Genomic DNA, 22,281 nt, shown 5'->3' on the forward strand with positions numbered 1-22,281 from the left:
TTCCACAAGCAAAAAATTTTTGCTTCAAGCCGACAAACTCACAAGCGAAACGCATCAATAACTCGGTAATTATTAATTTTATCTATTGGAAATGAACACTGTTCATTTATAATCAGCGAACCTAACGCAGTAACAAGGAATCCACTTCATGAAACGCATTGCGCTTCTCTTTGCCATATTTGCATTACTTTCTGGTTGTAGCAGCATGTCGCCAGAACAATGCCAAACCGCAGACTGGTATCGCGTCGGCTACCAAGATGGCCGATCAGGCAACAACCCAAACATTTTGTACGAATACATTAAAGACTGTCGCGAAGCAGGCGTAACGCCAAATCACGTTGAGTGGCAAGACGGTTTTGATAAAGGCACCATTCTTTACTGTTCGCCAGACAATGGTTACACGGTGGGTGTAGAAGGAAAAACCTACTATGGCGTTTGCTCTAACGATCTTTTCCTTAAAAACTATCAGTTAGGCCATCAAGAATATCAGCGTCAACAACGCATTAACGCGTTAGATGCGGAGATATCACGCCTTGATCATCAATTGGATGCAAACTTAGATAAAGACAACGCGAAGCGTATTAGAGAGAGAAGAAAACAACTGGCGCGTGAGCGTGCATCACTCATCTCGCCAGGAGCTAATTACTACTTTAACTTTTAGTCGCGACGGGCTACAACGCTAGGGTCATAAAGCGGCTGTTTGGATCAGGTTGATAGTCACCAAACTGCTCGCAGTACGCGAAGCCATGTTTTTCATATAGGCGATGCGCGGGTTCAAAAAATGCCATCGACCCAGTTTCCAAACTTAGACGTTGTATCCCCTGATGTTTCGCTTGCTCAACCACGTGATTGAGTAAGCGGGATGCCACGCCCTGTTTTCTCGCCGACGGCGTCGTACGCATCGATTTCAACTCTGCGTGACCATCTTCTAGTTGGCTCATTGCCACACATCCCAATAGCTGCTCACCATCCCACCCCGTCCAAAACGTGATTGAAGGCAGCTTCAACTTGCTTACATCTAACGCATGCACGCTCTCTGGTGGCGATGTAGCGTACATGTCCTGCAAATGCTCTTCCAACAACGCAAGCACCTGCGGCCGTTCTAAATTGTCGATTTCAATTCTCATATTTCCATCCTTGGTGTTTTCCTAGTTAAAGCGGTTGTCTCATAATGTGCTGCGGTCCAACGGGGCCGCCGTGGTAAAGCTCATTGGTATCTTCAAACCCTGATTTTAAATAGCACTGATAAGCAGGTATGTTGCGGCAATTCACGGTGAGATAAAGCGCATCAAACTCGGGATAATGGCGTTTGGCGAAATCGGCAAACTGTTGAATGGCTTGCTTGGCGATGCCTTTGCCTTGATGACGGTGATCCACCAGCAAAGCACGTACGCCTAAGCTGTTTTTCGGGCAAAAATCGTATTTCTCGCTGTAAGCAGCATCGAACAGAAAAAAGCCAACCACGTCATCGTCTGCCAAAATCAGATGCGGAAGCTCTGTGGGTTCAAGACGTGTCAGCATTTCACCCACATCCGCGACCGTAAACTGCGATTGCTCTTCTAGCACGCTAAGTTCGCAAGTTTGTTCATGTCGCTCAGGCGAATACTTTTCAATGGTAATCATAATCTTCCTTGTTGTTTTTATGCTCAATTCATACAGGGTATGTCGTAAATAGAAATACCTAGTGTCGTATTTCCCACTCGCAGGCAAACGTTTAGCACTCTATTATCCTCGCCATTCGATAGAGAGGTTTCCATGTCCCGTTTTTTACTTTGTAGTTTTGCACTCGTTTTACTCTACCCTACTGCCATTGATTTGTATCTTGTTGGTTTGCCTCAAATTGCGTCAGATCTCAACGCCAGTGAATCTCAGTTGCATATTGCGTTTTCGATCTATTTAGCTGGCATGGCTACCACCATGTTATTCGCGGGGAAAATTGCAGACTCTGTGGGACGAAAGCCTGTTGCCGTCGTCGGCGCGATGATCTTCGTGCTCGCGTCTTTTCTCGGCGGGATGGCTGAGCACCCAAACACTTTCTTGATCGCTCGCTTTTGCCAAGGCATCGGAGCTGGATCTTGCTATGTCGTCGCATTCGCGATTTTACGCGACACGTTAGACGATGAACGCCGCGCGAAAGTATTGTCGATGCTCAATGGCATCACCTGTATCATTCCAGTGATCGCACCCGTGATTGGTCACTTGATTATGCTGAAATTTCCTTGGCCGAGTTTGTTTACCACGATGGCAGGAATGGGCATTCTCGTCAGTGTATTGGCCATTTTTGTTCTCAAGGAATCACTACCCAGCCAACAAGGTGAAGAACAGACAACGCCAGAGAGCCATCAAGAGACTTTCTTCGAGCGATTTTTTATCAGTAGGCTGATCATTACTGCACTTGGAGTGACCACCATTCTGACCTTTGTTAACGCTTCACCAATTGTCGTGATGAGCATGCTTGGTTTTGATCGCGGCGGCTATTCTTCCATCATGGCAGGGACTGCGACGATCAGCATGTTGATTTCGTTCTCGGCGCCATTGGCATTGGGGATTTTTAAGCAGCGAACCTTAATGATCACCTCTCAAGTATTGCTCGCTTGTGCAGCCATAGTACTCAGTGCTGTCCATTTCCATGATGGACAATCTCTTTACTATGTATTCGGACTTGGGCTGATTTGCGCTGGCTTCGCTTGTGGCTTTGGCGTGGCCATGAGCCAAGCGCTCAGCCCATTCTCTCAACAAGCTGGCGTGGCGAGCTCGTTACTGGGCATTGCTCAAGTTTGTAGTTCCGCGTTCTATATTTGGTTTATGGGTTTCATCGGCGTTAGTGCTCTGAATATGTTGGTGTTTATCTTAGTGTTAGGTAGCGTAATCAGCCTTGCTCTAATACTATTGATTCCAAAGCCTGTTCACGATACCTATTATGAAGAAATCCCTAGCGCGACTTGATTTAAACTTACTGTTCACTCTGCAATTATTGCTGCAAGAGCAAAGCGTCTCGAGAGCCTCGAAAAAGCTGAACGTTACGCCCTCTACCGTAAGTAAGTCGCTCAACAAACTTCGTCATTGGTTCGATGATCCTTTGTTTGTCAAAACACCTAAAGGTCTTGCGCCAACGCCTTTGGCACAAAGCATGGAGCAAGATCTTGCAGAATGGCTGCAAATTGGCAGCCAAATTGCAGAAAAACGCAGCGATATTACGCCGAAAGGAGTGCGTTTTGATATCACGATTGAGTCGCCATTAGTGCTCACGGTGCTGGACAGACTCATCGTCGCTATCCACCAGCGATACCCTGAAGCGAAAGTAAAAACCAGTAACTGGGATTACGATTCACTCGACGCCATCATTCGAGGCGAGGCGGATATCGGTTTTACCGGCCGAGAAAGTCACCCTAGATCGAAAGAGTCGTTGGATCTTCTGCCGTATTTCTTGGATTTTGAGATTCTATTTTATGACCTGCCGATGGTGTATTTACATAAAGATCATCCGGCATTACAGCAAGAGTGGAATCTCGAGACCTTTCTGAGCTACCAACACATCAATATTGTTTGGGAAAAAAGTGAAACTTGGGCGTTGGATGAAGTGTTAACGGAACTAGGGCTACAGCGCTCTATCGGGCTGACGATGTCCAACTTTGAGCAATCCCTTTTTATGGCTGCGCAGCCGACGCATGGCATGATCACCACCGCGCCGCACTATTGCAAAAGCTACACAGAAAAGCTGCATCTCGATTTGGTGTGCTTGCCAATTCCGTTAGACCAAACTCAACAAGACAAGTTACTGATTCCATTTACCATGATTTGGCATAAACGCAATGCGTACAATCCCAAATTGCTATGGTTGAAAAACACCATCAAGTCATTGTACGAACAACCATCCCTACCATAGTAACACTCAGGCTAAGGTCAGGTTTTCTCTGGTGATTTTTGATGATTTTCTCGCTCTGACAGCTATAACTAATCACTTTATCAACTAATGAAAAAGGTCGTTTGACGCTACACTCAATCCATATTTCTGCGTTAAGGGCCAAGGATGTCGACCTTTTTACTCACTGCTATTACGATGCTGGCGTTCGCCGCCAATTCATTATTGTGCCGACTTGCATTGGCCGAAGGGTTGATTGATGCAGGAAGCTTCACTCTCGTTCGATTGATATCTGGCGCGATTACCTTAATCGCATTGCTTGTCGTGAGAGGTCAGTGGAAAACCGATCGGCCAACTTCTCGCTTTCGCTTTTTTGCTGGCGTGGCGTTATTTGGTTACGCTGCCCTTTTCTCTTTCGCGTACTTACAACTGGCGACAGGAACTGGAGCTTTGCTTTTGTTTGGTGCCGTGCAACTTACATTACTGGCCATCTATTGGTGGCAAGGTGAGCGCTTTCAGTTTCTCGAAATCATCGGTATCGGCCTTTCGATTGTCGGCTTTGTTTGGTTAATGTTGCCATCTGCCACTCGCCCCGATATCAGTTCTGCATTTCTCATGTTGATTTCTGGCGTTTGTTGGGCTGCGTTTACTGCGCTCGGCAAACAAGCGCCTTCTCCAAGTAGTGGCATCACATGGGGGTTTATCGCTGCATCTATAATTGGCATACTCCTATCACCATTGATGCTGTCCTCAATCCATCTCTCTCTGAGCGGAATTTTGCTCGCTATCACGTCTGGCGCCATTGCATCTGGCCTTGGGTATACGCTTTGGTATCAAGTCATGCGTAAGCTCTCTTTACTTCAAGCCGCCGTCAGCCAACTTTCCGTGCCGGCCATTGCTTTGCTGTTAGGTACCGTCGTACTCCACGAGTCTCTTTCGCTGCATACACTTTTAACCAGTGGCATCATTCTTGGTGGTATCGCTTTGGTTTTTTTATCTCGATCCAAAAAAACAAGCGAACAATCGGCAAGCCGATAAAAAATAATAACTTTCCCTCTCAAATACCCATTCATCATCTATGCTTTTTAAAGCAGCAAAGCTCATTGCAGATGGTACGAGTGGCCTGCTTTAGTATCAGGCGAAGGATATAAGGTGAGAATTGGCTCACAAAACACGACGTTTTTGTTTCAAAAGTGAGAATCGTCACAGATCGCGATTTTGCTCGTTTTAGGCGTTTCGTCAATAACGCCAAGGGCTAGCGCGAGATCGAGCCAAATACGCTCTTTGTGTTTTGACAAAGGGTTTACAAAGCACACTTTTTCACCCGCTATATTCCGCCCCCCGAATTTATTCAGAACAAGATTCTGATTATTCACATAAGAAATTCATCAACTTATAACGATAAGCCTGAGCAAACTTTGACACTATGAACGACAAAATAAAATTCGCTATTAAAGTATCGCTTAGCCTGACTCTGGCTTATCTAATCCCGTTTGCCATGGGTTGGCCGCAAGCATCGACGGCCGCAACCACAGTGATGCTGATTGCATCCACAGGCAGTCGTCGTGAATCCCTCGCCAAAGGTACCTTACGCGTGTTCGGTACGTTGGTTGGCGCCGTCGTTGGCTTGTTACTGGTGGGATTGTTTGCTCAAGACCGCTTGCTGTACATGCTGAGCGTGTCGGTTGTGGTCTCTTTCATTTTTTACTTCCGTAATGCCTATCAAAAAGATCCAACGCTACTCATGCTGACCGGTGTGATGACGCTGATGATGTCCAATGGCGGTGACGCAGAAGGTGCGTTTCTTTATGGCGTTGACCGCGCTTATATGACGGTGTTTGGGGTAGTGGTTTACACGCTCGTGGGGACTTTCTTATTTCCGACCAAAACAGAACAAAATCTAAGACAGCTCATCGAACAACTCAACCAAGCACAACGCGCGTTGTTCACCGCTATCTTGCAAAATTTCGAGCAAAAATCGGCAGGGCAAGTCTCTCCTCAAGAAAAGGGAGAAGAAAATCCAGAAGCAAGAGAGCCGCAACCTAGCGTGGATTCTCTTATCGAACAGATGTTTGCCGCCCAAAATGCGCTCGAACAGCGTTTTGCCACAGTCAGTGTGGAATGCAGCGACGTGTCAGCCTACATAAAAGAGTGGCGCTTGGCAGTTCATTTGAACAAGCAGGTAACGCAACAATTGACCGTTGCGGCGCACAGCCACTTTAGCCACCAGCAAGACCGTGAAAGCATCAGCAACTTTGATCAAGCCGTTGCGGAAATTGACGCGCTATTTGATACCTGCCAACAAGTCTGGGACGAAAAAGAGCCCGCTTTTCGTGCTCAAGAGTTCAAAGTCGAATACAACCAGGCGTTGCTTGAAGACGCAGCGCACCTAGAGAAAGGCTCTGCGCTTATGCTAGGGCACCTCTTGGGGCTCATGCATCAAAACTTGTCGCGTTTAGCGGAGAGCATTAGCTGCATTGACTCTGTGACGAACAATGTCTCCTTTGACGTGCCGCTGCCGAAACCGAAAGGCAAGTTTCTATGGTGGGACGCAGAAAACTTTAAAACCGCGGTCAAAACCTTTGTCACTTATTGGGTTGCAGGACTGATTTGGATTTATTTCAATCCACCAGGCGGCTACTCGTTCGTGGTCTTCTCGACCATGTTTATGTCTTTGCTGTCGTTCGTGCCTGTGCACCCGATTTTGTTGCTTGTGCTGTTCACTTTCGGCTTTTTGTTCGCGGTGCCTTCTTACGTCTTCATTCTTCCCCAATTGGATCTCGGGTTAGAGCTTGGCCTATTCATCTTTATCTACACTTTTATCGGCTTTTATCTGTTCAACGGGCCAGTGACGATTTTCTACATGGTGGGCTTGTTTGTTCTCGGTTTAGACAACAACATGTTCTATCACTTCGGGATCCTCATGACGATCATGCTGCTGTTCTACATGGTGGTGTTCATGATCATTTTCGCGCACTACTTCCCGTTTAGCTCACGACCAGAACACCTCTTTTTGACCATAAAAGAGCGCTATTTTAGGCACACTCGGGATCTGTTTGACTCCTATCAGAAGCAGTCCAGCTCGATTATCACGCCGCTCAAACGGGCCTTGCACTTGGTGACGCTCAACGTTTCATCGAAAAAGCTCAAGGTGTGGGGTTCGAAAATCAACCACAAACACTTTGACAAAACCACGCCAGAAGCGATTGGCGCGTTTAGCAAAGCGTGTGATGTACTCAGTAATCACATCAACATCTTAATGGCCGCCGAGCAAAAGTTGCTGACCAATCCGCTGATTACTCAACTTCGCCAACAACACCGCGATTCCATCATTCCTTTGATGGCGGGCGCTTTAGCCAGCCATCAAGCAACACAAGAACTCGATTCCGTATTCGACCAATACAGTCAGGATTACCAATCATTCGAAGATAAACTGGAAGATTTTTTTAGTGAGTTAGATTTATCTGACTACGCTTATTCAGAGATAGCCAGTTTTTATATCTTGCTGAATTTAAAACGGAACGTGTTCGAAGCAATCAAGCATTGCAAGCAAACCTACGAGGATATCGATTGGGTGAACTTACAACAGAAGCGTTTTTAAAGGTGGGGATATGATGCTTCCAAAACTAACTAAACCAAGCCTCGCCATACTTTCTCTGCTCGGGCTCAGTGCGTGTACCACTGTCGGACCAGATTATGTTCATCCAAAGCAGGCGCCAATGCCAAGTGACTGGTCGGTGCAAAAAGCAGCCAAAGATACGCAGCAATCAGAGCAACAGCTACAACGATGGTGGCAGCAATTTAATGACTCAACTCTCAATCAACTGGTTGAGTTGGCGAGCAAACAAAACCTCGATTTAGAAGCCGCGGGACTGCGCATTGTCCAAGCTCGTTCATTGCTTGGCATTTCGACTGGCTTGCAATACCCGCAAGTTCAAACCGTGTCAGGAAATCTAGCGCGTGCCTACGTGAATGATCAGGGTGTAAACAACGCCGCTCTGTCGTTTGATGCTGCGTGGGAAATGGATATTTGGGGCAAATACGCTCGTGGTATCGAATCTGCAGAAGCCGGTTATTACGCATCCATCGCGTCGTATCACGACATCATGGTCACCATCACCGCTGAGGTGGCGCGCAATTACATCAACTATCGCACATTCCAAGAACGTATTTTGCTGTCTCGCCGCAACATCGAAATTCAAGAGCGTGTCGTCCGCATTACACAGGTGCAGTTCGACTCTGGCAACGTTACAGAGCTAGACGTACAGCAAGCGAAAAACCAGCTTTACACCACAAAAGCCGCGCAACCAAGCCTCGAAGTGGCGATGAAGCAGTCGCGCACGGCACTTGCTTTGCTGTTGGGTGTACTGCCTGAAGAAGTAGAGAAATTGCTGCAATCGGACGGTTTGACACAGCAAATTGCTGACTACGAAAAACAGTTCAAATCGACAGGCAGAAAATCGGCGTTATCGGGCACCGACGAGCGCTCCATTGTGCCGCGTCCACCGCTGTTGGATACCCAAGTGGACGCAAACTTAGTGATGCGACGTCCAGATTTGCAAGTCTCTGAGATGCAAGCTCGCGCGCAGAGTGCGCAAATTGGCGTGGCGGAAACCGCTCTGTATCCAAGCTTTTCGCTGTTAGGTTCCATCGGTATCGACAGTACCGTTCCCGATGGCAGCAGTTTCAGTTTTAGCGATTCGCTCACCATGGTGGTTGGCCCAACGTTCAGTTGGAATATTTTCCAATACGGACGCGTGAAAAATAACATTCGTTTCGAAGATGCTCGCTTCCAAGAAACGCTGACCAACTACAACAAAAAAGTGCTGCAAGCCGTTAATGAAGTGACCAATGCAATCGAAGCGTATGACCTGTATTTACAGCAAAAAGATTTACGTTTGCAATCAGTCAACTCTTCCATTCGTGCATTCAACATCTCCATGACGCAGTACGAAAACGGCCAAATCTCTTTTGAACGTCTGCTCAACTCGGTAGAGAAAATGACCCGTGCGGAAGACAGCTACGCAACGATCAAAGGGAACGTCGCGAACCAAGTTGTCGCGCTCTACAAAGCCCTCGGTGGAGGCTGGCAAACCCAAACAGGCAAACCCTTCCTCAGTGAATCTATTGCCAAGCCAATGACAGAACGTACTGACTGGGATGGTTATTTAGATGAAGAAAACCGCGTATTGCCGCCTTTGCGCCTCGAAACTCCGGCTGAGAACAGTGATGAAAACAAAACGGAGGATCTCTAATGCCTCATGAACTTTCTTTGGGAGACATTTACTTTTCTCCCACGTTACTGGTGCTCTTTCTCGCCGTCACGGCAACGTGGATAACGGTGATGATATTGAACAAGACACGTCTGTCTCGCTTCATTGCTTTTCCGTCTCTGACGTTTATTGCCATCATGGTCGGTTATGTGGTGGCCATCGACAGCTTTTATATTCAATTTTAGGTGCCAAACAAGATGAAAAAACTATTCGTAATCGCACTCAATCTTGTCATTCTTGGTGGCGCAGCTTGGCTCGGCTATCAAAAATTTGAAGAGTATTTTAATAACCCTTGGACACGCGACGGCCAAGTGCGCGCGAACGTCATCAAAGTAGCTCCTCGTGTATCAGGCCCAATTGTAAATGTCGCGGTGCAAGACAACCAAGAAGTGAAAACAGGCGATTTACTGTTTGAAATCGACCCTGCGACTTACGAAGTTGCTTTGTCTCAAGCCGAAGTGGCACTAGAACGCGCCATTGTTAGCTCTCGCGGTAAAAAAATCGAATACGACCGCCTTAAAGATATTCGCGCCAAAGACCGCGGCGCGGTTTCTCACAAGGATCTGATTCGTCGTGAAATCGCTTACGAAGAATCGCTACTGCAAATCAAATCTGCAGAAGAGCAATTAAAGTCAGCGCGCCTTAACCTCAGCTTCACCAAAGTTTATGCGACCGTCGATGGTTTTGTGTCTAACCTCGATATCCGAAACGGTACGCAAGCGGTCGCAAACCAGCCACTGCTGGCGCTGATCGACAAGAACAGTTTCTGGGTGTTTGGTTTCTTCCGTGAAAACCAACTCGCGCAAATCGAACCGGGTAGCCAAGCACGTGTCACTTTGATGTCTCACCCAGACACGCCAATTGACGCAACGGTTGACTCTATCGGTTGGGGTATTGCGCCGAAAGACGGCACGGTCGGCTACAACCTTCTTCCAAACGTAAACCCTGTTTTTCAATGGATTCGCTTGGCACAACGTATTCCGGTGCGAATCTCAATCCAAGAACTTCCAGAAGATGTTGATCTTCGATTCGGGCTTTCTGCGTCCATCATGGTGATGAAAGATTCATCAGCAGAAAATGAACAGTAACTAAGTGAGAAGAACCATGGTCATTGGTAAAAAACTCAAAAACATTAATGAAGAAAACAACTTCTTCTATCTAACTTTAGCGCTGGTGATTTTGTTGCTAGGGAGTGCGATGGCACAAGTGGTGGGCGAAGGGACGATTGAACACATACTGCAGGCATTCACGGTTCTCACGTTCATTGTCTGTTTTGCCAGCCTTCGCTTCGACAAAATGTGGTCTCGTTTCCTCTATACCCTGTTTGGCGTTTGGGTTCTTGTGATTGTTATCAAGACCGTTTTCAACATCCGAGAGATGAATGTAGTGATGCTTGCCCTCACCTTCGCATTCTTTTTCGGCACTTTTAAATCCATCGCAAGGCAGATTCTTTTCACTGGCCACGTCAATAGCAACAAAGTCATTGGCTCAGTCGCGCTTTTCTTACTGCTTGGTCTGATGTGGGCAATTGCCTATCTCATTCTTCTAGAGTTCTCGCCAACCTCATTCACTGGGATGGAAGCCATTTCTTGGGGGCAGAATTTCTCTAATGCGGCGTATTTTAGTTTCGTCACCTTAACCACGCTTGGTTATGGCGATATCAGCCCTCTAACGCCATTGGCTCAAGTCGTGGTGTATTTAGAGGCCATTACAGGTGTGTTCTATATGGCGATTGTTGTTTCAAGTCTCGTCAGTTCTAACATTGATCATCAGGTAAACAAAAATGGATAAACAATCGGTAAAAATCGACAGTAAGCTTTTCATCAGTAATATGGTGGAATCAGCAATACGCATTGGCTTGATCTTCGTCTTGCTGATGTTTACGTACGACATCATCAAACCCTTCATTCTTCCCGTTATTTGGGGTGCAATTATAGCCGTCGCTTTAATGCCACTTACAAAAAAGCTGGAGCGTGCATATGGCGGTCGCAGAGGCCTGGCAGCCACGACGATTGCTTTACTTGGTATTGCACTCTTAGTCACACCACTTGTTATGGTGTCAGGTTCCATTGTAGATGGTGCAACGCATGCGCTTGAAGTATTGCAAAACGGACAAGTGAAGATCCCAGGTCCAAAACCTTCCGTTGCGGATTGGCCTGTCGTAGGTGATAAGCTCTATGAGGTTTGGACCCTATTCGCGACTAACCTTGAACAAGCGATTCAAACCTTTATGCCGCAGATAAAGTCCGCGCTCACTTCTTTGCTAGGCACACTTGGCGGTGTATTGGGCAGTTTATTGCTTTCAATCTTGTCACTTGCGATTGCAGCAGGTTTTATGACGTACTCTGAATCTGCAGCATCAGGGCTAAGAACCATCGCTATTCGTACCGCTGGTGAAAACGCTAAAAGCTGGACCACGCTTATCGCCGCAACCATTAAAAGCGTACTGCTTGGCGTAGTCGGTGTGGCGGCGATTCAAGCCCTATTGATCGGTGCTGGTTTCTTTGTATTTGGCGTTCCGGCAGCTGGTTTGCTCACTCTGATTCTGATGATCTTGTGTATCGCTCAGCTACCAGCGCTGCTTGCCGTACTACCAGTGATTGGCTTCATGTACATGACTCAAGATACAACGACAGCCACCATGTTTACTGTCTGGGTAGTAGTTGCAGCACTTTCTGAAAACCTGTTCAAACCAATGTTAATGGGACGTGGTGTCGACGTACCAATGCCTGTGATTCTGCTCGGTGCCATCGGTGGTATGCTTTTCTACGGCATCGTTGGTCTGTTCTTAGGTGCCGTTATCCTGGCGATTTGGTATGAGTTATTTGTTTGGTGGTTGAGCATTGAGAAAGCACAACAGCAAGAAGAAATGGCAGAACAACAAGACGCTTCTGATGACCAATCAGAGCCTGGACACGGTGCAGGCATTTAATAAATCAATAGGTTAGAAAGAAATTTAATCCATAACTTATGATATCAAACCGCTCTATTGCAGCGGTTTGATTCTATTTGGATCACAGTTTCCCCGTAATAAATGCGATAAAAATGACGTTCTTGTTAAATTTTCATACTTCTTACACTTGGGAGTTGCAATCGGGCAATGAACGATGCACTCTCGATGACCACTAATTTGCTTAGGATAAAAACAATGAAATTGATCAAGCCTTTAACTTGTGCGCTTGCTCTCGCAATGAGTGGCATGGCATTCGCAGATGTAACCGTGAGTGTTCCTGACAACGTTTCAGTATTAGCGGCTAACGGTGAAAAAGCAGACCTTTCGGGTGGTTTTTTCGCCTCGGAAAGAACACTAACGTTACCTGATGGCGTTAACCAAGTCGTATTTCGCTTCGCCCCTTACTTTAACCAAGGCAATGACCGTTTAAGTGTTGAAAGCGATGTTATCGTTACACGATTTGACGCTGCCAATGCCGAGCTGACGCTACAAATGCCAGAATACCGCAACCTTCGCGATGCGGAAGAAAAGATCAAGGACTTAGATTGGAAACTGGTTGATGATTCAGGCAACACCGTCGCCGTTGAGCAAGACAAATTGATCAAACCGGGTATGCAAATCGGTCGTGATTACGTGCGTGAAGTGGAAAGCTACAACAAAACAGGCGGCGTTGCTGCTATCGCTGTTGCTGGTGCAGCCGTTGCTCAACCAGTCACACTGCCAGCAAAGATTCCTGAAGATATGAAACAAGCGAGAGCGACTGCGGTTAAATCAGATTCGACAGCAGAAGAGATGCTGCACTTCTGGTACCAAAAAGCAGACGCAGAAACCAAAGCTCGCTTTAAAGCGTACGTTAATCAACAATAAGTCTGATTAACTCTATCGATATTAAAAAAGCCACTTCATGTGGCTTTTTTGATCGAACAAGCTAGGACGCTTGAGCGACTTTGGTATTGGTGATCATCATGTCTTCAATATGGTTATATCAATTTAACCAAACACTACCAGTAACGCTCATAGATGATATTGCCTCCTGTTTTAGGACGATACTTTTCCAACCCAAGCCCTTGTAAGACTGGCAAGGTATCTTTGATCATCTGCGGGTTCCCACACATCATGACAAAACTACTTTGAGCAGAGAATGGCACATCAGCAGCGTTGGACAGTCTACCCGATTCGATGAGTTCAGGAATTCGACCTTGTAACTGACCATCCACCACTTCCCTACTGACTATCGGGATGTACTTTAATCTGCCTTCATATCGTTGCTGTAGTTGCTCAATCAGATATTTGTAGACCAGATCTTTTTCGTAGCGAACCGCATGAACAAGCACAATTCGCTCATTATGAGGTGGTAAGTTTATATCATCCAGTAGCGATAAAAACGGTCCAATACCTGTACCTGTAGATAGCAGCCACAGATCATGAGCCTGTTTAGGAATAGAATCGTGGATTAAGTCACCATGTGCAGTCTCACCAACATAAATGCTATCACCAGATTTAAGCTTTTGGAGACGTGGAGAAAGTTGTCCTTGAGGGTCGGCTACTATTAGGAACTCCAACCAATCGAACTGTTCGCTTGGTGCATTAACCACAGAGTAAGCACGGCTGATCGGCTTGCCCTTATCATCTAGCAAAGCAAGCTTGGTGAACTGGCCGGCTTTAAAGGTAAGAGGCGCGCCTGAGACCCTTAAACTGAACAGCTCGCCAGTCCAGTCAATGCGTTTTTCCACCTTGGCTAGATTGAAACCTTTCAGCTCAGTCATGAGACACCTCCTATTTGGTTACTCTTAGTTAAACTTACGCCTTCAACTCGATTATGTAAAGTTTCTAGTTTACATAATAAGATCGCCATTTCATTTCACATTTTAAAAACAATTTTATTACATATTAAATGATTACATCTAGAATAAATGCTCAAAGTGATAAGTCGCGTCGCAATTTGTGGCAATGCAGATGAAAAAGGAGCACTAAAAATGGACACACTGTTAAAGGACTTTCCCGTTATCACAGAGATCAAAGTCGCATGGGGTGAAATGGATGCTCTGCAACACGTCAATAACGTGGTCTATTTCCGCTACTTCGAGACGGCGCGTTTAGATTACTTCAACAAAATTAATCTGCTGGTCGACCTGCAAACCTCGCAAATTGGACCAGTACTGAGCGAGACGCAATGCCGCTACAAGCTGCCTGTCACTTACCCAGACACGTTATTAGTCGGCTCGCGCGTGATCGACATGCAAGAAGATCGAATCACGATGGAATACCAAGTGCTGAGTAAGAAGTGGGGTAAGATTGTGACCATCGCCACCGCCACTGGTGTGATGTTTGATTTTAAGAACAACGTAAAAGCGGCGATTCCAGACCACGTTCGCCAGTCGATTTTAGACTTGGAAGGAACTGTGGGTAGCACGCATCATTTGGAGTAGCAAGAAACGAGAGATTAAAGGCGAGGTTCCCGACAGCGCTTCTTCATCGCTATCGGGAATAATGCTGAGGTACTATTCCAGCCTACACGATAAGAAAAGCTGCGTCATTCTAGCAAGCCAAAGCGCGACGAAGAATCTACATACCGCTTGCTGCAGACCATAGAGCAATGAATGGACTCAATATATTCTGAGAGTAGATTCTGAATCACGCTCGTTCCTCTCGGTTCAGAATAACAGTTCGAGTTTGGCTCTGACCTCTACATAACCATCTAAAAAAGCGATTCCAGACAAGCCTAAGTGACCATCCGAAATCTCGCTTGAGACGCATCAGCAGCGCGACTCTGCCAGCCTACGCGATAAGAAAAGCTACGTCATTCTAGCGAGCCATAGCGAGACTAAGAATCTACTTACCGCTTGCTGCAGACCATAAAGCCATGAATAAACTCAATACAATCTGAGAGTAGATTCTGAATCACGCTCGTTCCTCGCTGTTCAGATTGACGGTTCGAGTTTGGCTCTGACCTATACAAAACTATCTAAAAAAGCGATTCCAGACGAGCCTATGTGACCATCCGGAATCTCGCTTTGGACGTATCAGTGGAGCGATTCTTCCAGCCTACGCGATAAGAAAAGCTACGTCATTCTAGCGAGACTAAGAATCTACTTACCGCTTGCTGCAGGCCCATAGAGCTATGAATAGACTCAATACAATCCTGAGGGTAGATTCTGAATCACGCTCGTTCCTCGCGGTTCAGAATGACGGTTCGAGTTTGGCTCTGACCTATACAAAACCACCTAAAAAAGCGATTCCAGAAGAACCTAAGTGAGTCACTCGGAATCTTGCTTTAGACGCATCAGCAGCGCGACTCTTTCAGCCTACGCGATAAGAAAAGTGACGTCATTATAGCGAGCCAAGGCGAGACTAAGAATCTACATAACGCTTGCTGCAGACCATAGAGTGATCAGCAGAACGTCTCGATATATAGCGCTTCCACCTTATCTCTTGCCCATTGCGTTTTACGCAAAAACTTCAGCGAAGATTTGATCGACGGATCTTTCTTAAAACAGTTCACTCGAACGCGCTCATACAGGCCATTCCAACCAAAGTGTTCAACTAGTCGGGTGACGATTTTTTCTAAACTCAACCCATGCAGAGGGTTATTCGGCTGTTCGTTGCTCATGTTGTTGATCCAGTAGCGATGTAAGTGGCGGGCTAATCTAACTCAAAGTGACCACTTAACCTAATGTTTTCACCTTCAAAGGCGTTTAGCTTGAATTACTTTGCTCATCTCCCCTATAGTAGCTCAAACTTCACAAACATCCTTTTCACGATGAAAGCCCTCAACGACCTCAATATTTTTGTCGAAACAGCGCGCCAAGGCAGCTTTTCAAAAGCTGCTAATAGCATGGACATGACACCTGCCGCCATTAGCGCATCGATTAAGCGTCTTGAAGGGCAAATCGGTTTCCCGCTGTTTGTGCGTTCCACCCGAAGCCTGCGTTTAACCTCAGAGGGCGAACTATTTTTAGACAAAACCACGCAAGCGTTGGCAACATTGCAAGAGGGGTTGGATCAGATCTCAAGTGCACGTGGCGAGTTATCTGGTCAACTGCACATTACTGCGCCCTCCGATTTTGGTCGCAATATGTTGCTCGATTGGGTGGATGAGTTCATCGATCTCTACCCAAATGTTTCCATCAAACTAGAGCTGTCCGATAGCTTGACGGATATGTACACCAAGCCTGTCGATATTGCGATTCGCTACGGCGAGCCTGCCGACTCCAATCTGGTCGTGTTGGCTTTGTGTGGGTCAAACGAACGGATCTTATGTGCATCGCCAGAGTACGTAGCTACACACCCAGAACTCACCTCTCCTGCCGATTTAATGCAACACAACTGCTTGTGCTATATGGTCGCGGATTCGGTCTACAACAAATGGACGCTCACGCGTGACGGCGAGAAAGAACAAGTCGTGGTCAACGGTAACTTGATGAGCAACGATAGTGACTTGCCACATCGGTTAGCGATCAAAGGCAAAGGCATTGCGAATAAATCGTTGATGGACATCAGCCGAGACTTAATCGAGGGAAGATTGGTGCGAGTGCTACCAGAGTGGGATTGCGGCCCAGTGCCACTCTACATGGTGTGTGCCGATCGTCGCTTACTGACGCCAACGATTCGGACTTTCCGCGACTTTATCCAACAAAAATGCTGCCAACAACGCGCCAACGTGCTGGCAACCTTCTGTCATTAGGCGATAAATCGAAGAGGACGAATCTGGGTATATTCAACCCAATCGTTCTCTTCTAATGTTTCAAGAAACGTCGACATGTGCGGGCTTTGCAAATGCTTATCCAAGGCCTCTTGCGATGCCCAAATCTCTTGGAACATAAATAGGCCATCAACTTTTTCGTCGAGATACAACTCGTATTGGCAACAGCCTTCTTCTTGACGAGTTGGCTCTAGTAAACCAGCAAGCAAATTCACCACCTGATCCTTGCTGTCTGGATAGGCTTTCACTTCTGCAACTAAGTGGATCATCGTTTTATCACTCTTTTGCGATTTATACATTGATTACAGGGTTCTACGTAACCTGCAAGTAAGCTCGAATTAGATCTCGGTGAATACGGTTTCTGCGTCCCAGCGAGACTTTGGCGTTTTCGCGTTGAAGTCATCTTCCGCGTGGTAGCCAAGCGGCACGATCACAACGCTAGTGTAACCTTGTTCACGCAAGCCAAATTCTTCATCCAGCACTTTGGGATCAAACCCTTCAATTGGCACTGCATCAATTTCTAGCGTCGAAGCTCCCAGTAGCAACGTACCCACGTTGAGGTAAACTTGTTTCTCCATCCAATGGTTCGCATCTTTCAGATCAAAACGGTGCATGTTTACAAAGTAGCTACGACCACCGCGCACAGCCGCTTTCGCTTCTTCAGTTGGGAATCGGCCATCTTTTTCTTCTTGCACCATTAGCGCTTCAATGTAGTCGTTATCGATGCCTGTTTTTGCACAAAACATCAATACGTGAGAAGCGTTGAGAATCTTCGCCGCGTTAAACGCGTAATTCTCTTGCGCCGCTTTAGCGATGCGCTGTTTACCTTCTTCTGTGCTTGCCAGAATGAAATGCCAAGGTTGAGAGTTCACACTCGATGGACTAAAACGAATCAGCTCTTTAACTGCGTCGATTTTTTCTTGAGGTAGCTTGCGCGTTGGGTCAAACACTTTCGTTGAGTAACGAGATTTTGCAGCTTGTACGATATCCATGAGGTTCTCCAATTAATGAATTTAAGCTGTGTAACAGCATAACCTCATGAGATAAAGGGAAAAACCGATTTCGATTAAAAACATTTTCAAAATAAATTTGAAAATAAAACGATAAGAAAGGCTTTGAACGTTCTCACTGAACTTCTTCATCTTTTCAGCAATAATGCATGTTTGCTCGCAACCAAACTCAACTCATGCTGCCTCAAGATAACGTTATTACATCCTTTCTGTGCAAAAAGCTCGGTCACAATCACCTGAGAATTGCCGGCGAATATTGGCACATTGAGAAGTTGGTTGCCTTGCAATGCATGATGTTGAAAGAAGCGCCTAACCTCCAAGAAGGGCTGCTTTGGTGGAGTAAAAGTGTTTCATTATTCGACCGCCGTTTGTACGTCACATTTCAACATGGTGATGCCCAAATCCATCTGCAAGTCGAATGTAGAACGGCCGATATGCCAAATTGGGCGGAGTCGGTGTTTGGCTTGCTCAAAATGCAATTGGAAGTGCTTGAGCTAAGCGAATCAATACAGGTACAAGTTCACGCCAACAATCCACTCGCGGCCGATATTTTTCTAGAGGAAACGCAAGATTCTAAAACGAGTTCAAACGTGTTTGACTTGGTGAAACATGTTTATTTGCTGCTTTCTCACCAGCCAATTGAACAACCAGAATTACTGAGTGTTTTGAACGCCTTGTTCATCAAAAACAGCAATTACGCGCTCAAGTTAGAGCAAGCGGCAAGGCAACTGGGCGTCTCCAAACGCACCTTGCAACGTCGACTGCAAGAGAAGCAAATGAGCTACTCTCAATGCGTTGATTTCGCTAAAAGAAAGCAAGCACTCACTTTGCTTGCCGACACCCAACTCACAACGCAGCAAATCGCCTATCAACTCGGTTATGAAGAACCATCGAACTTTCACCGCACTTTTCGTCGTTGGTATCCGTTTTCCCCCATGCAGTATCGCCAACAATGTTTGGATAACCGAACTCAACTAAATCAACAACCGATCCGCTTGTACTACGCCAAAGCCAATACCTTCGACGATAACCACATCGACCAACCTGTCGGCAAAATCTGGATGGAAGTGGACAATATTGCGTTTGAAAAAGTGGTCTCGGTAGAATGCCGTGACCGTGATGGCGCATGGCGGCGCTACCCCGCCTTCTTCGAGCGTTTTTTAAGTCATGGCACCGAACTCTGGGCAACGACCGAACTTCCGGTGGCGCATCCCCTTACCTTTCGCCTGTGTTATGAAGTCGATGGAGAACGTTACATTGAGAACAACCACCAGCGTGACTATGTGGTTTCTAAGGGGCTTTTAATTGGAGCAACGGAATACATTGTCCCGACTCGGCAGCTTATTAATATTGGGGCGCAATACACGCTCTTTGTCGAACTGGCATGCCGACTTGAAAACGTTGCGAGGATTGACTGTTACGCCGATGATGACCCCACACCTCACGCAATGCGCTTGACCAAACACTCGCTACATTATGCTTGTTGGGTGCTGCAATTATCGCTCACTCAAACTGCAAAGCAGTGCCGTTTCCGCCTTTATGATGAATACGACAACGAGCTCGCGAAAGAGCATTACCCGATACAATATCCTATTGTGCAACCGCTCAATTAAAACTGTCGGTCAGATCAAAGTCGCCGCTTCGTGACATCATTTCACGTCTTTTTTGGCGTGAAATGACACCCTCAATTTCAAACCTTTGCTTTATCGTTTCTGCATTGCTGCATAACGGAGGCAAAAACTGTGTTTGAAACTCTACCTAACCCAATGAGTAAAATAAAAATACTTCCTTTCGCGATCGCTCTTGCCCTTTCTGGCTGTGGAAGCGACGAAACCACACCAGTCGATACAGGCAGCCACGTGGCATCTCCTGATTGGCAAGATCAAATCATTTACTTCCTGATGATCGACCGTTTTAACGACGGCGACAGCGCTCTTAATGATCAAGGGCAAAACGAATTCGATCCGACTTCGGATAAAAAATTCAGCGGCGGCGACCTCGTTGGTGTGAGTGATAAGTTAAGCTACATCGAAGATCTCGGTGCCACATCGATCTGGATTACTCCGCCAGTTGCTAACCAATGGTGGGATGCAGAGCAAAACTACGGCGGCTACCACGGGTACTGGGCGCGCGATTTCCAAAAAGTGGATGAACACTTTGGTGACATGGAAAGCTACCAAGCGTTAGCACGCGAAGTGCATGCGCGTAACATGTTCTTAATTCAGGACATCGTGACCAACCATGTAGGCAACTTCTTCACTTACGATGACCCATACAATTACGATCCTAGCCTACCTTGCCAAGGTTTCCGTTTGATTAAAAATGCGCTACCCGCCGGGCAAGAACTGCCGTACCCACTCAACATGAACGAGTGTAAAACAGACGGCACAGGCAGCTACCACTGGACGCCAACCATCACCGACCACAACGATCCGGTACAAGAAAAAACCTGGCAGCTCTCTGATTTGGATGACCTTAATACGTCCGATCCTGAAGTACGCGCTTATCTAAAAGAGAGCTACCGAAAATGGATTCGCGAAGTCGGCGTCGACGGATTCCGTATCGATACGGTGAAGTTTGTTGAACACGATTTCTGGAACGATTTCCTACACGCCGACGATGGTGTGATGACGCAAGCCGTTGATACTGGTCGCGATAACTTCCTGACCTTTGGTGAAGTCTTCGAAACATCTACGCCTTACAACACCGAAGGCGAAGAGAAGATGCTGACTTACATCGGCGAAAGCGGCTCACCGGAGCAGTTAACCTCGGTGTTAAACTTCCCATTGCAAGCCACCATGACGCGCGTATTTGCATCAGGGCAACCGACCGACTATTTGCGTTTCCGTCTTGAGAAAATGATGGAGATGTTCCCAAATCCATACATCATGCCGAACTTCATTGATAATCACGACATGCCGCGTTTTCTGTCGCAAGGTAGCGTGAATGACATGAAACAAGCACTGATCACCATGATGAGCGTACCGGGTATTCCTGTGATTTACCAAGGTACAGAGCAAGCGATGTCAGCGGCGCGTGATGCGATGTTCGCCGGAGGGTACCGTGAAGATGGCAACTACGTAGACTCGTTCGACCAAAACAGTGAGATGTACTTGTTTATTCAAGAACTGGCCAAGCTACGCACTGAAAACAAAGTCATGACACGTGGCGAAATAAAAGTGATTGACAGCGATAAAGCGGGTGCGGGCGTGTTCGCCTTTACTCGAACGTTGGATAACGACGAAGTCTTGGTTGTGATGAACACATCCAACTCGCCGATGTTGATGAACCAACTCGATGTAGAGCAAGCGGGCGGTACCGTCTTCAAACAGCAAATCATGTCGAACTGGGCAGACGCTCCAGAGCAGTTAGTCGCCGATGAAAACGGTCATGTAACCCTAGAGCTACCAGCCAAGTCTGCAGTGATTTACTCAAAAACAAGCAGCAATCAATCTGTAGATACGCCAGACCTCAACATCCAACTAGCGCAAGATTGGGAAGGAAAAACCATCACTGGTGATATTGTTATCGCGGGTAGTGCGAACGCCAACGAGAAGTTGAACCTTGTCGTCGATGGTAACTTGGAAACAGCACAAACCATTACTGTAGGCGCTGATGGTCAGTTTAGCGTCACGCTGTCGACTCGTCACTTTGCAATTGGCGAACAGCAACACCGCTTCGCGATTTACTCCACCGAGAAAAAAGCAGGCATCGAGGACGTGAATTTTGTCTCTAACCTAAGCTGGTCAAACACACCGGATGACACCATTGATGATGCAGGCGATGCACAAGACGGCATGGGCGGCCCTAATGGTAACTACTCGCTACCAACTGATCCAACGTTCGACAAAGACAACAGCCAACTCGCAATCAATAAAGCAGAAGTGTTTACCGTTGGCAGTAACGTACGTTTGACCTTCACTATGGACAAAATCACCGACACTTGGTTACCACCAAACGGCTTCGACCACGTAGGTTTCACCATCTTCATTGATTTACCTGAAGAAGCCGCAACCAACTTGTCTGAGCTACCGAAGATCAACGCTTCTATGCCAAGCGGAACCTGGAGTCGCAATGCGGTTGTTTTTGGCTGGCAAAGCTCTATTTACAACACCAAAGGAGCAAATGCGACGACATGGGGAGAAGCCGTAACGCCAGCACCAACAGTGACAGTAGACAAAGCCAACAACACCATTTCAATGGACTTTGCTAGCGATGCACTAGGCCGCCCAGATTCGCTCGATGGTATCCGTTTCTATGTCACGACTTGGGACTTAGACGGTCTTTCAGCAACTTACCGTCCGCTAGAGCAAGACAAAGGCCCTTGGAACTTCTCCGGTGGCGCATCGGATGAAAGTAAGATTTGGGACGATTTACCAATCATCACCTTGTCGGAATAAACCGTTAAAAAAGACACCGCCCAGCGTTTAGCTGGGCGGCCATCAACAAAAGAATGCAGAAAGACACTTCTGCTCGTTTTT

21 protein-coding genes are annotated in these 22,281 nt (G+C 46.7%); 15 read left to right on the forward strand and 6 right to left on the reverse strand.

Annotated features, from left to right (window positions below; translation table 11 throughout):
• The first annotated feature begins 148 nt into the window (after positions 1 to 148).
• Complete coding sequence (locus tag OO778_RS19875) at positions 149 to 661, forward strand: DUF2799 domain-containing protein (RefSeq protein ID WP_053808269.1); 513 nt, start codon at positions 149 to 151, stop codon at positions 659 to 661.
• 10 nt (positions 662 to 671) lie between these two features.
• Here OO778_RS19875 and OO778_RS19880 read toward each other — a convergent pair whose 3' ends face one another.
• Positions 672 to 1,127 carry a GNAT family N-acetyltransferase gene (locus tag OO778_RS19880; protein WP_264912611.1) on the reverse strand — a complete coding sequence of 152 codons (456 nt, stop codon included), beginning with the start codon at positions 1,125 to 1,127 and terminating at the stop codon, positions 672 to 674.
• Positions 1,128 to 1,152: 25 nt separating this feature from the next.
• Positions 1,153 to 1,623 carry a GNAT family N-acetyltransferase gene (locus OO778_RS19885; protein ID WP_005499894.1) on the reverse strand — a complete coding sequence of 157 codons (471 nt, stop codon included), beginning with the start codon at positions 1,621 to 1,623 and terminating at the stop codon, positions 1,153 to 1,155.
• A gap of 132 nt (positions 1,624 to 1,755) precedes the next feature.
• On the opposite strand from OO778_RS19885, the gene OO778_RS19890 reads away from it, so the two are divergent.
• The 10 genes from OO778_RS19890 to OO778_RS19935 all read left to right on the forward strand — a co-directional run bounded on the left by OO778_RS19890 (position 1,756) and on the right by OO778_RS19935 (position 12,955).
• Positions 1,756 to 2,946: an MFS transporter gene (locus OO778_RS19890; protein WP_104970442.1), complete on the forward strand. Its 1,191-nt coding sequence runs from the start codon at positions 1,756 to 1,758 to the stop codon at positions 2,944 to 2,946.
• Complete coding sequence (gene yidZ, locus OO778_RS19895; protein ID WP_104970441.1) at positions 2,921 to 3,886, forward strand: HTH-type transcriptional regulator YidZ; 966 nt, start codon at positions 2,921 to 2,923, stop codon at positions 3,884 to 3,886. The genes OO778_RS19890 and yidZ overlap by 26 nt, the downstream gene beginning before the upstream one ends.
• A gap of 144 nt (positions 3,887 to 4,030) precedes the next feature.
• Complete coding sequence (locus tag OO778_RS19900; RefSeq protein WP_104970440.1) at positions 4,031 to 4,900, forward strand: DMT family transporter; 870 nt, start codon at positions 4,031 to 4,033, stop codon at positions 4,898 to 4,900.
• Positions 4,901 to 5,288: 388 nt separating this feature from the next.
• Positions 5,289 to 7,463: an FUSC family protein gene (locus OO778_RS19905; protein WP_264912618.1), complete on the forward strand. Its 2,175-nt coding sequence runs from the start codon at positions 5,289 to 5,291 to the stop codon at positions 7,461 to 7,463.
• 10 nt (positions 7,464 to 7,473) lie between these two features.
• A complete protein-coding gene (locus tag OO778_RS19910) occupies positions 7,474 to 9,117 on the forward strand; it encodes a TolC family protein (protein WP_258616295.1) in 1,644 nt (547 codons plus the stop codon).
• The gene (locus tag OO778_RS19915) at positions 9,117 to 9,320 is read left to right on the forward strand and encodes a DUF1656 domain-containing protein (RefSeq protein ID WP_085342527.1); all 204 of its coding nucleotides are present in this window, start codon (positions 9,117 to 9,119) and stop codon (positions 9,318 to 9,320) included. The genes OO778_RS19910 and OO778_RS19915 overlap by 1 nt, the downstream gene beginning before the upstream one ends.
• Before the next feature lie 12 nt (positions 9,321 to 9,332).
• Positions 9,333 to 10,223, forward strand: a complete 891-nt coding sequence (locus OO778_RS19920; protein WP_006740779.1) for an HlyD family secretion protein — start codon at positions 9,333 to 9,335, stop codon at positions 10,221 to 10,223.
• 16 nt (positions 10,224 to 10,239) lie between these two features.
• A complete protein-coding gene (locus tag OO778_RS19925; protein WP_005396612.1) occupies positions 10,240 to 10,926 on the forward strand; it encodes a potassium channel family protein in 687 nt (228 codons plus the stop codon).
• Entirely contained in the window at positions 10,919 to 12,067 is a 1,149-nt protein-coding gene (locus OO778_RS19930; RefSeq protein ID WP_005396613.1) for an AI-2E family transporter, read from the forward strand. The genes OO778_RS19925 and OO778_RS19930 overlap by 8 nt, the downstream gene beginning before the upstream one ends.
• Positions 12,068 to 12,283: 216 nt before the next feature.
• Entirely contained in the window at positions 12,284 to 12,955 is a 672-nt protein-coding gene (locus OO778_RS19935; protein WP_054866817.1) for a DUF2057 domain-containing protein, read from the forward strand.
• A 134-nt stretch (positions 12,956 to 13,089) separates the two neighbouring features.
• Here the strand turns inward: OO778_RS19935 and OO778_RS19940 are convergent, their stop codons facing one another.
• Complete coding sequence (locus OO778_RS19940; protein WP_264912625.1) at positions 13,090 to 13,854, reverse strand: ferredoxin--NADP reductase; 765 nt, start codon at positions 13,852 to 13,854, stop codon at positions 13,090 to 13,092.
• Positions 13,855 to 14,064: 210 nt separating this feature from the next.
• On the opposite strand from OO778_RS19940, the gene OO778_RS19945 reads away from it, so the two are divergent.
• A complete protein-coding gene (locus tag OO778_RS19945) occupies positions 14,065 to 14,517 on the forward strand; it encodes a thioesterase family protein (protein WP_258674724.1) in 453 nt (150 codons plus the stop codon).
• A gap of 962 nt (positions 14,518 to 15,479) precedes the next feature.
• Here the strand turns inward: OO778_RS19945 and OO778_RS19950 are convergent.
• A complete protein-coding gene (locus tag OO778_RS19950) occupies positions 15,480 to 15,698 on the reverse strand; it encodes a VF530 family DNA-binding protein (protein ID WP_005396617.1) in 219 nt (72 codons plus the stop codon).
• 150 nt (positions 15,699 to 15,848) lie between these two features.
• Here OO778_RS19950 and OO778_RS19955 point away from each other — a divergent pair, with 150 nt between their 5' ends.
• Positions 15,849 to 16,772 (forward strand): LysR family transcriptional regulator, encoded by a 924-nt coding sequence (locus OO778_RS19955; protein ID WP_253652398.1) that lies wholly within the window; start codon positions 15,849 to 15,851, stop codon positions 16,770 to 16,772.
• Here OO778_RS19955 and OO778_RS19960 read toward each other — a convergent pair.
• Both OO778_RS19960 and nfsB read right to left on the reverse strand, forming a co-directional pair.
• Entirely contained in the window at positions 16,769 to 17,059 is a 291-nt protein-coding gene (locus OO778_RS19960; RefSeq protein WP_005484222.1) for a putative quinol monooxygenase, read from the reverse strand. The two genes, OO778_RS19955 and OO778_RS19960, sit on opposite strands and share 4 nt — an antisense overlap.
• A 69-nt stretch (positions 17,060 to 17,128) precedes the next feature.
• Complete coding sequence (gene nfsB / locus OO778_RS19965) at positions 17,129 to 17,782, reverse strand: oxygen-insensitive NAD(P)H nitroreductase (RefSeq protein WP_264912675.1); 654 nt, start codon at positions 17,780 to 17,782, stop codon at positions 17,129 to 17,131.
• Between the two features lie 167 nt (positions 17,783 to 17,949).
• Here nfsB and OO778_RS19970 point away from each other — a divergent pair, with 167 nt between their 5' ends.
• The gene (locus tag OO778_RS19970; protein ID WP_264912676.1) at positions 17,950 to 19,413 is read left to right on the forward strand and encodes an AraC family transcriptional regulator; all 1,464 of its coding nucleotides are present in this window, start codon (positions 17,950 to 17,952) and stop codon (positions 19,411 to 19,413) included.
• Positions 19,414 to 19,542: 129 nt separating this feature from the next.
• Positions 19,543 to 22,200 carry an alpha-amylase family glycosyl hydrolase gene (locus OO778_RS19975; RefSeq protein ID WP_264912678.1) on the forward strand — a complete coding sequence of 886 codons (2,658 nt, stop codon included), beginning with the start codon at positions 19,543 to 19,545 and terminating at the stop codon, positions 22,198 to 22,200.
• Positions 22,201 to 22,281: the final 81 nt, after the last annotated feature.

The sequence above is a fragment of the Vibrio sp. STUT-A16 genome (assembly GCF_026000495.1).
Lineage (GTDB): Bacteria > Pseudomonadota > Gammaproteobacteria > Enterobacterales > Vibrionaceae > Vibrio > Vibrio diabolicus.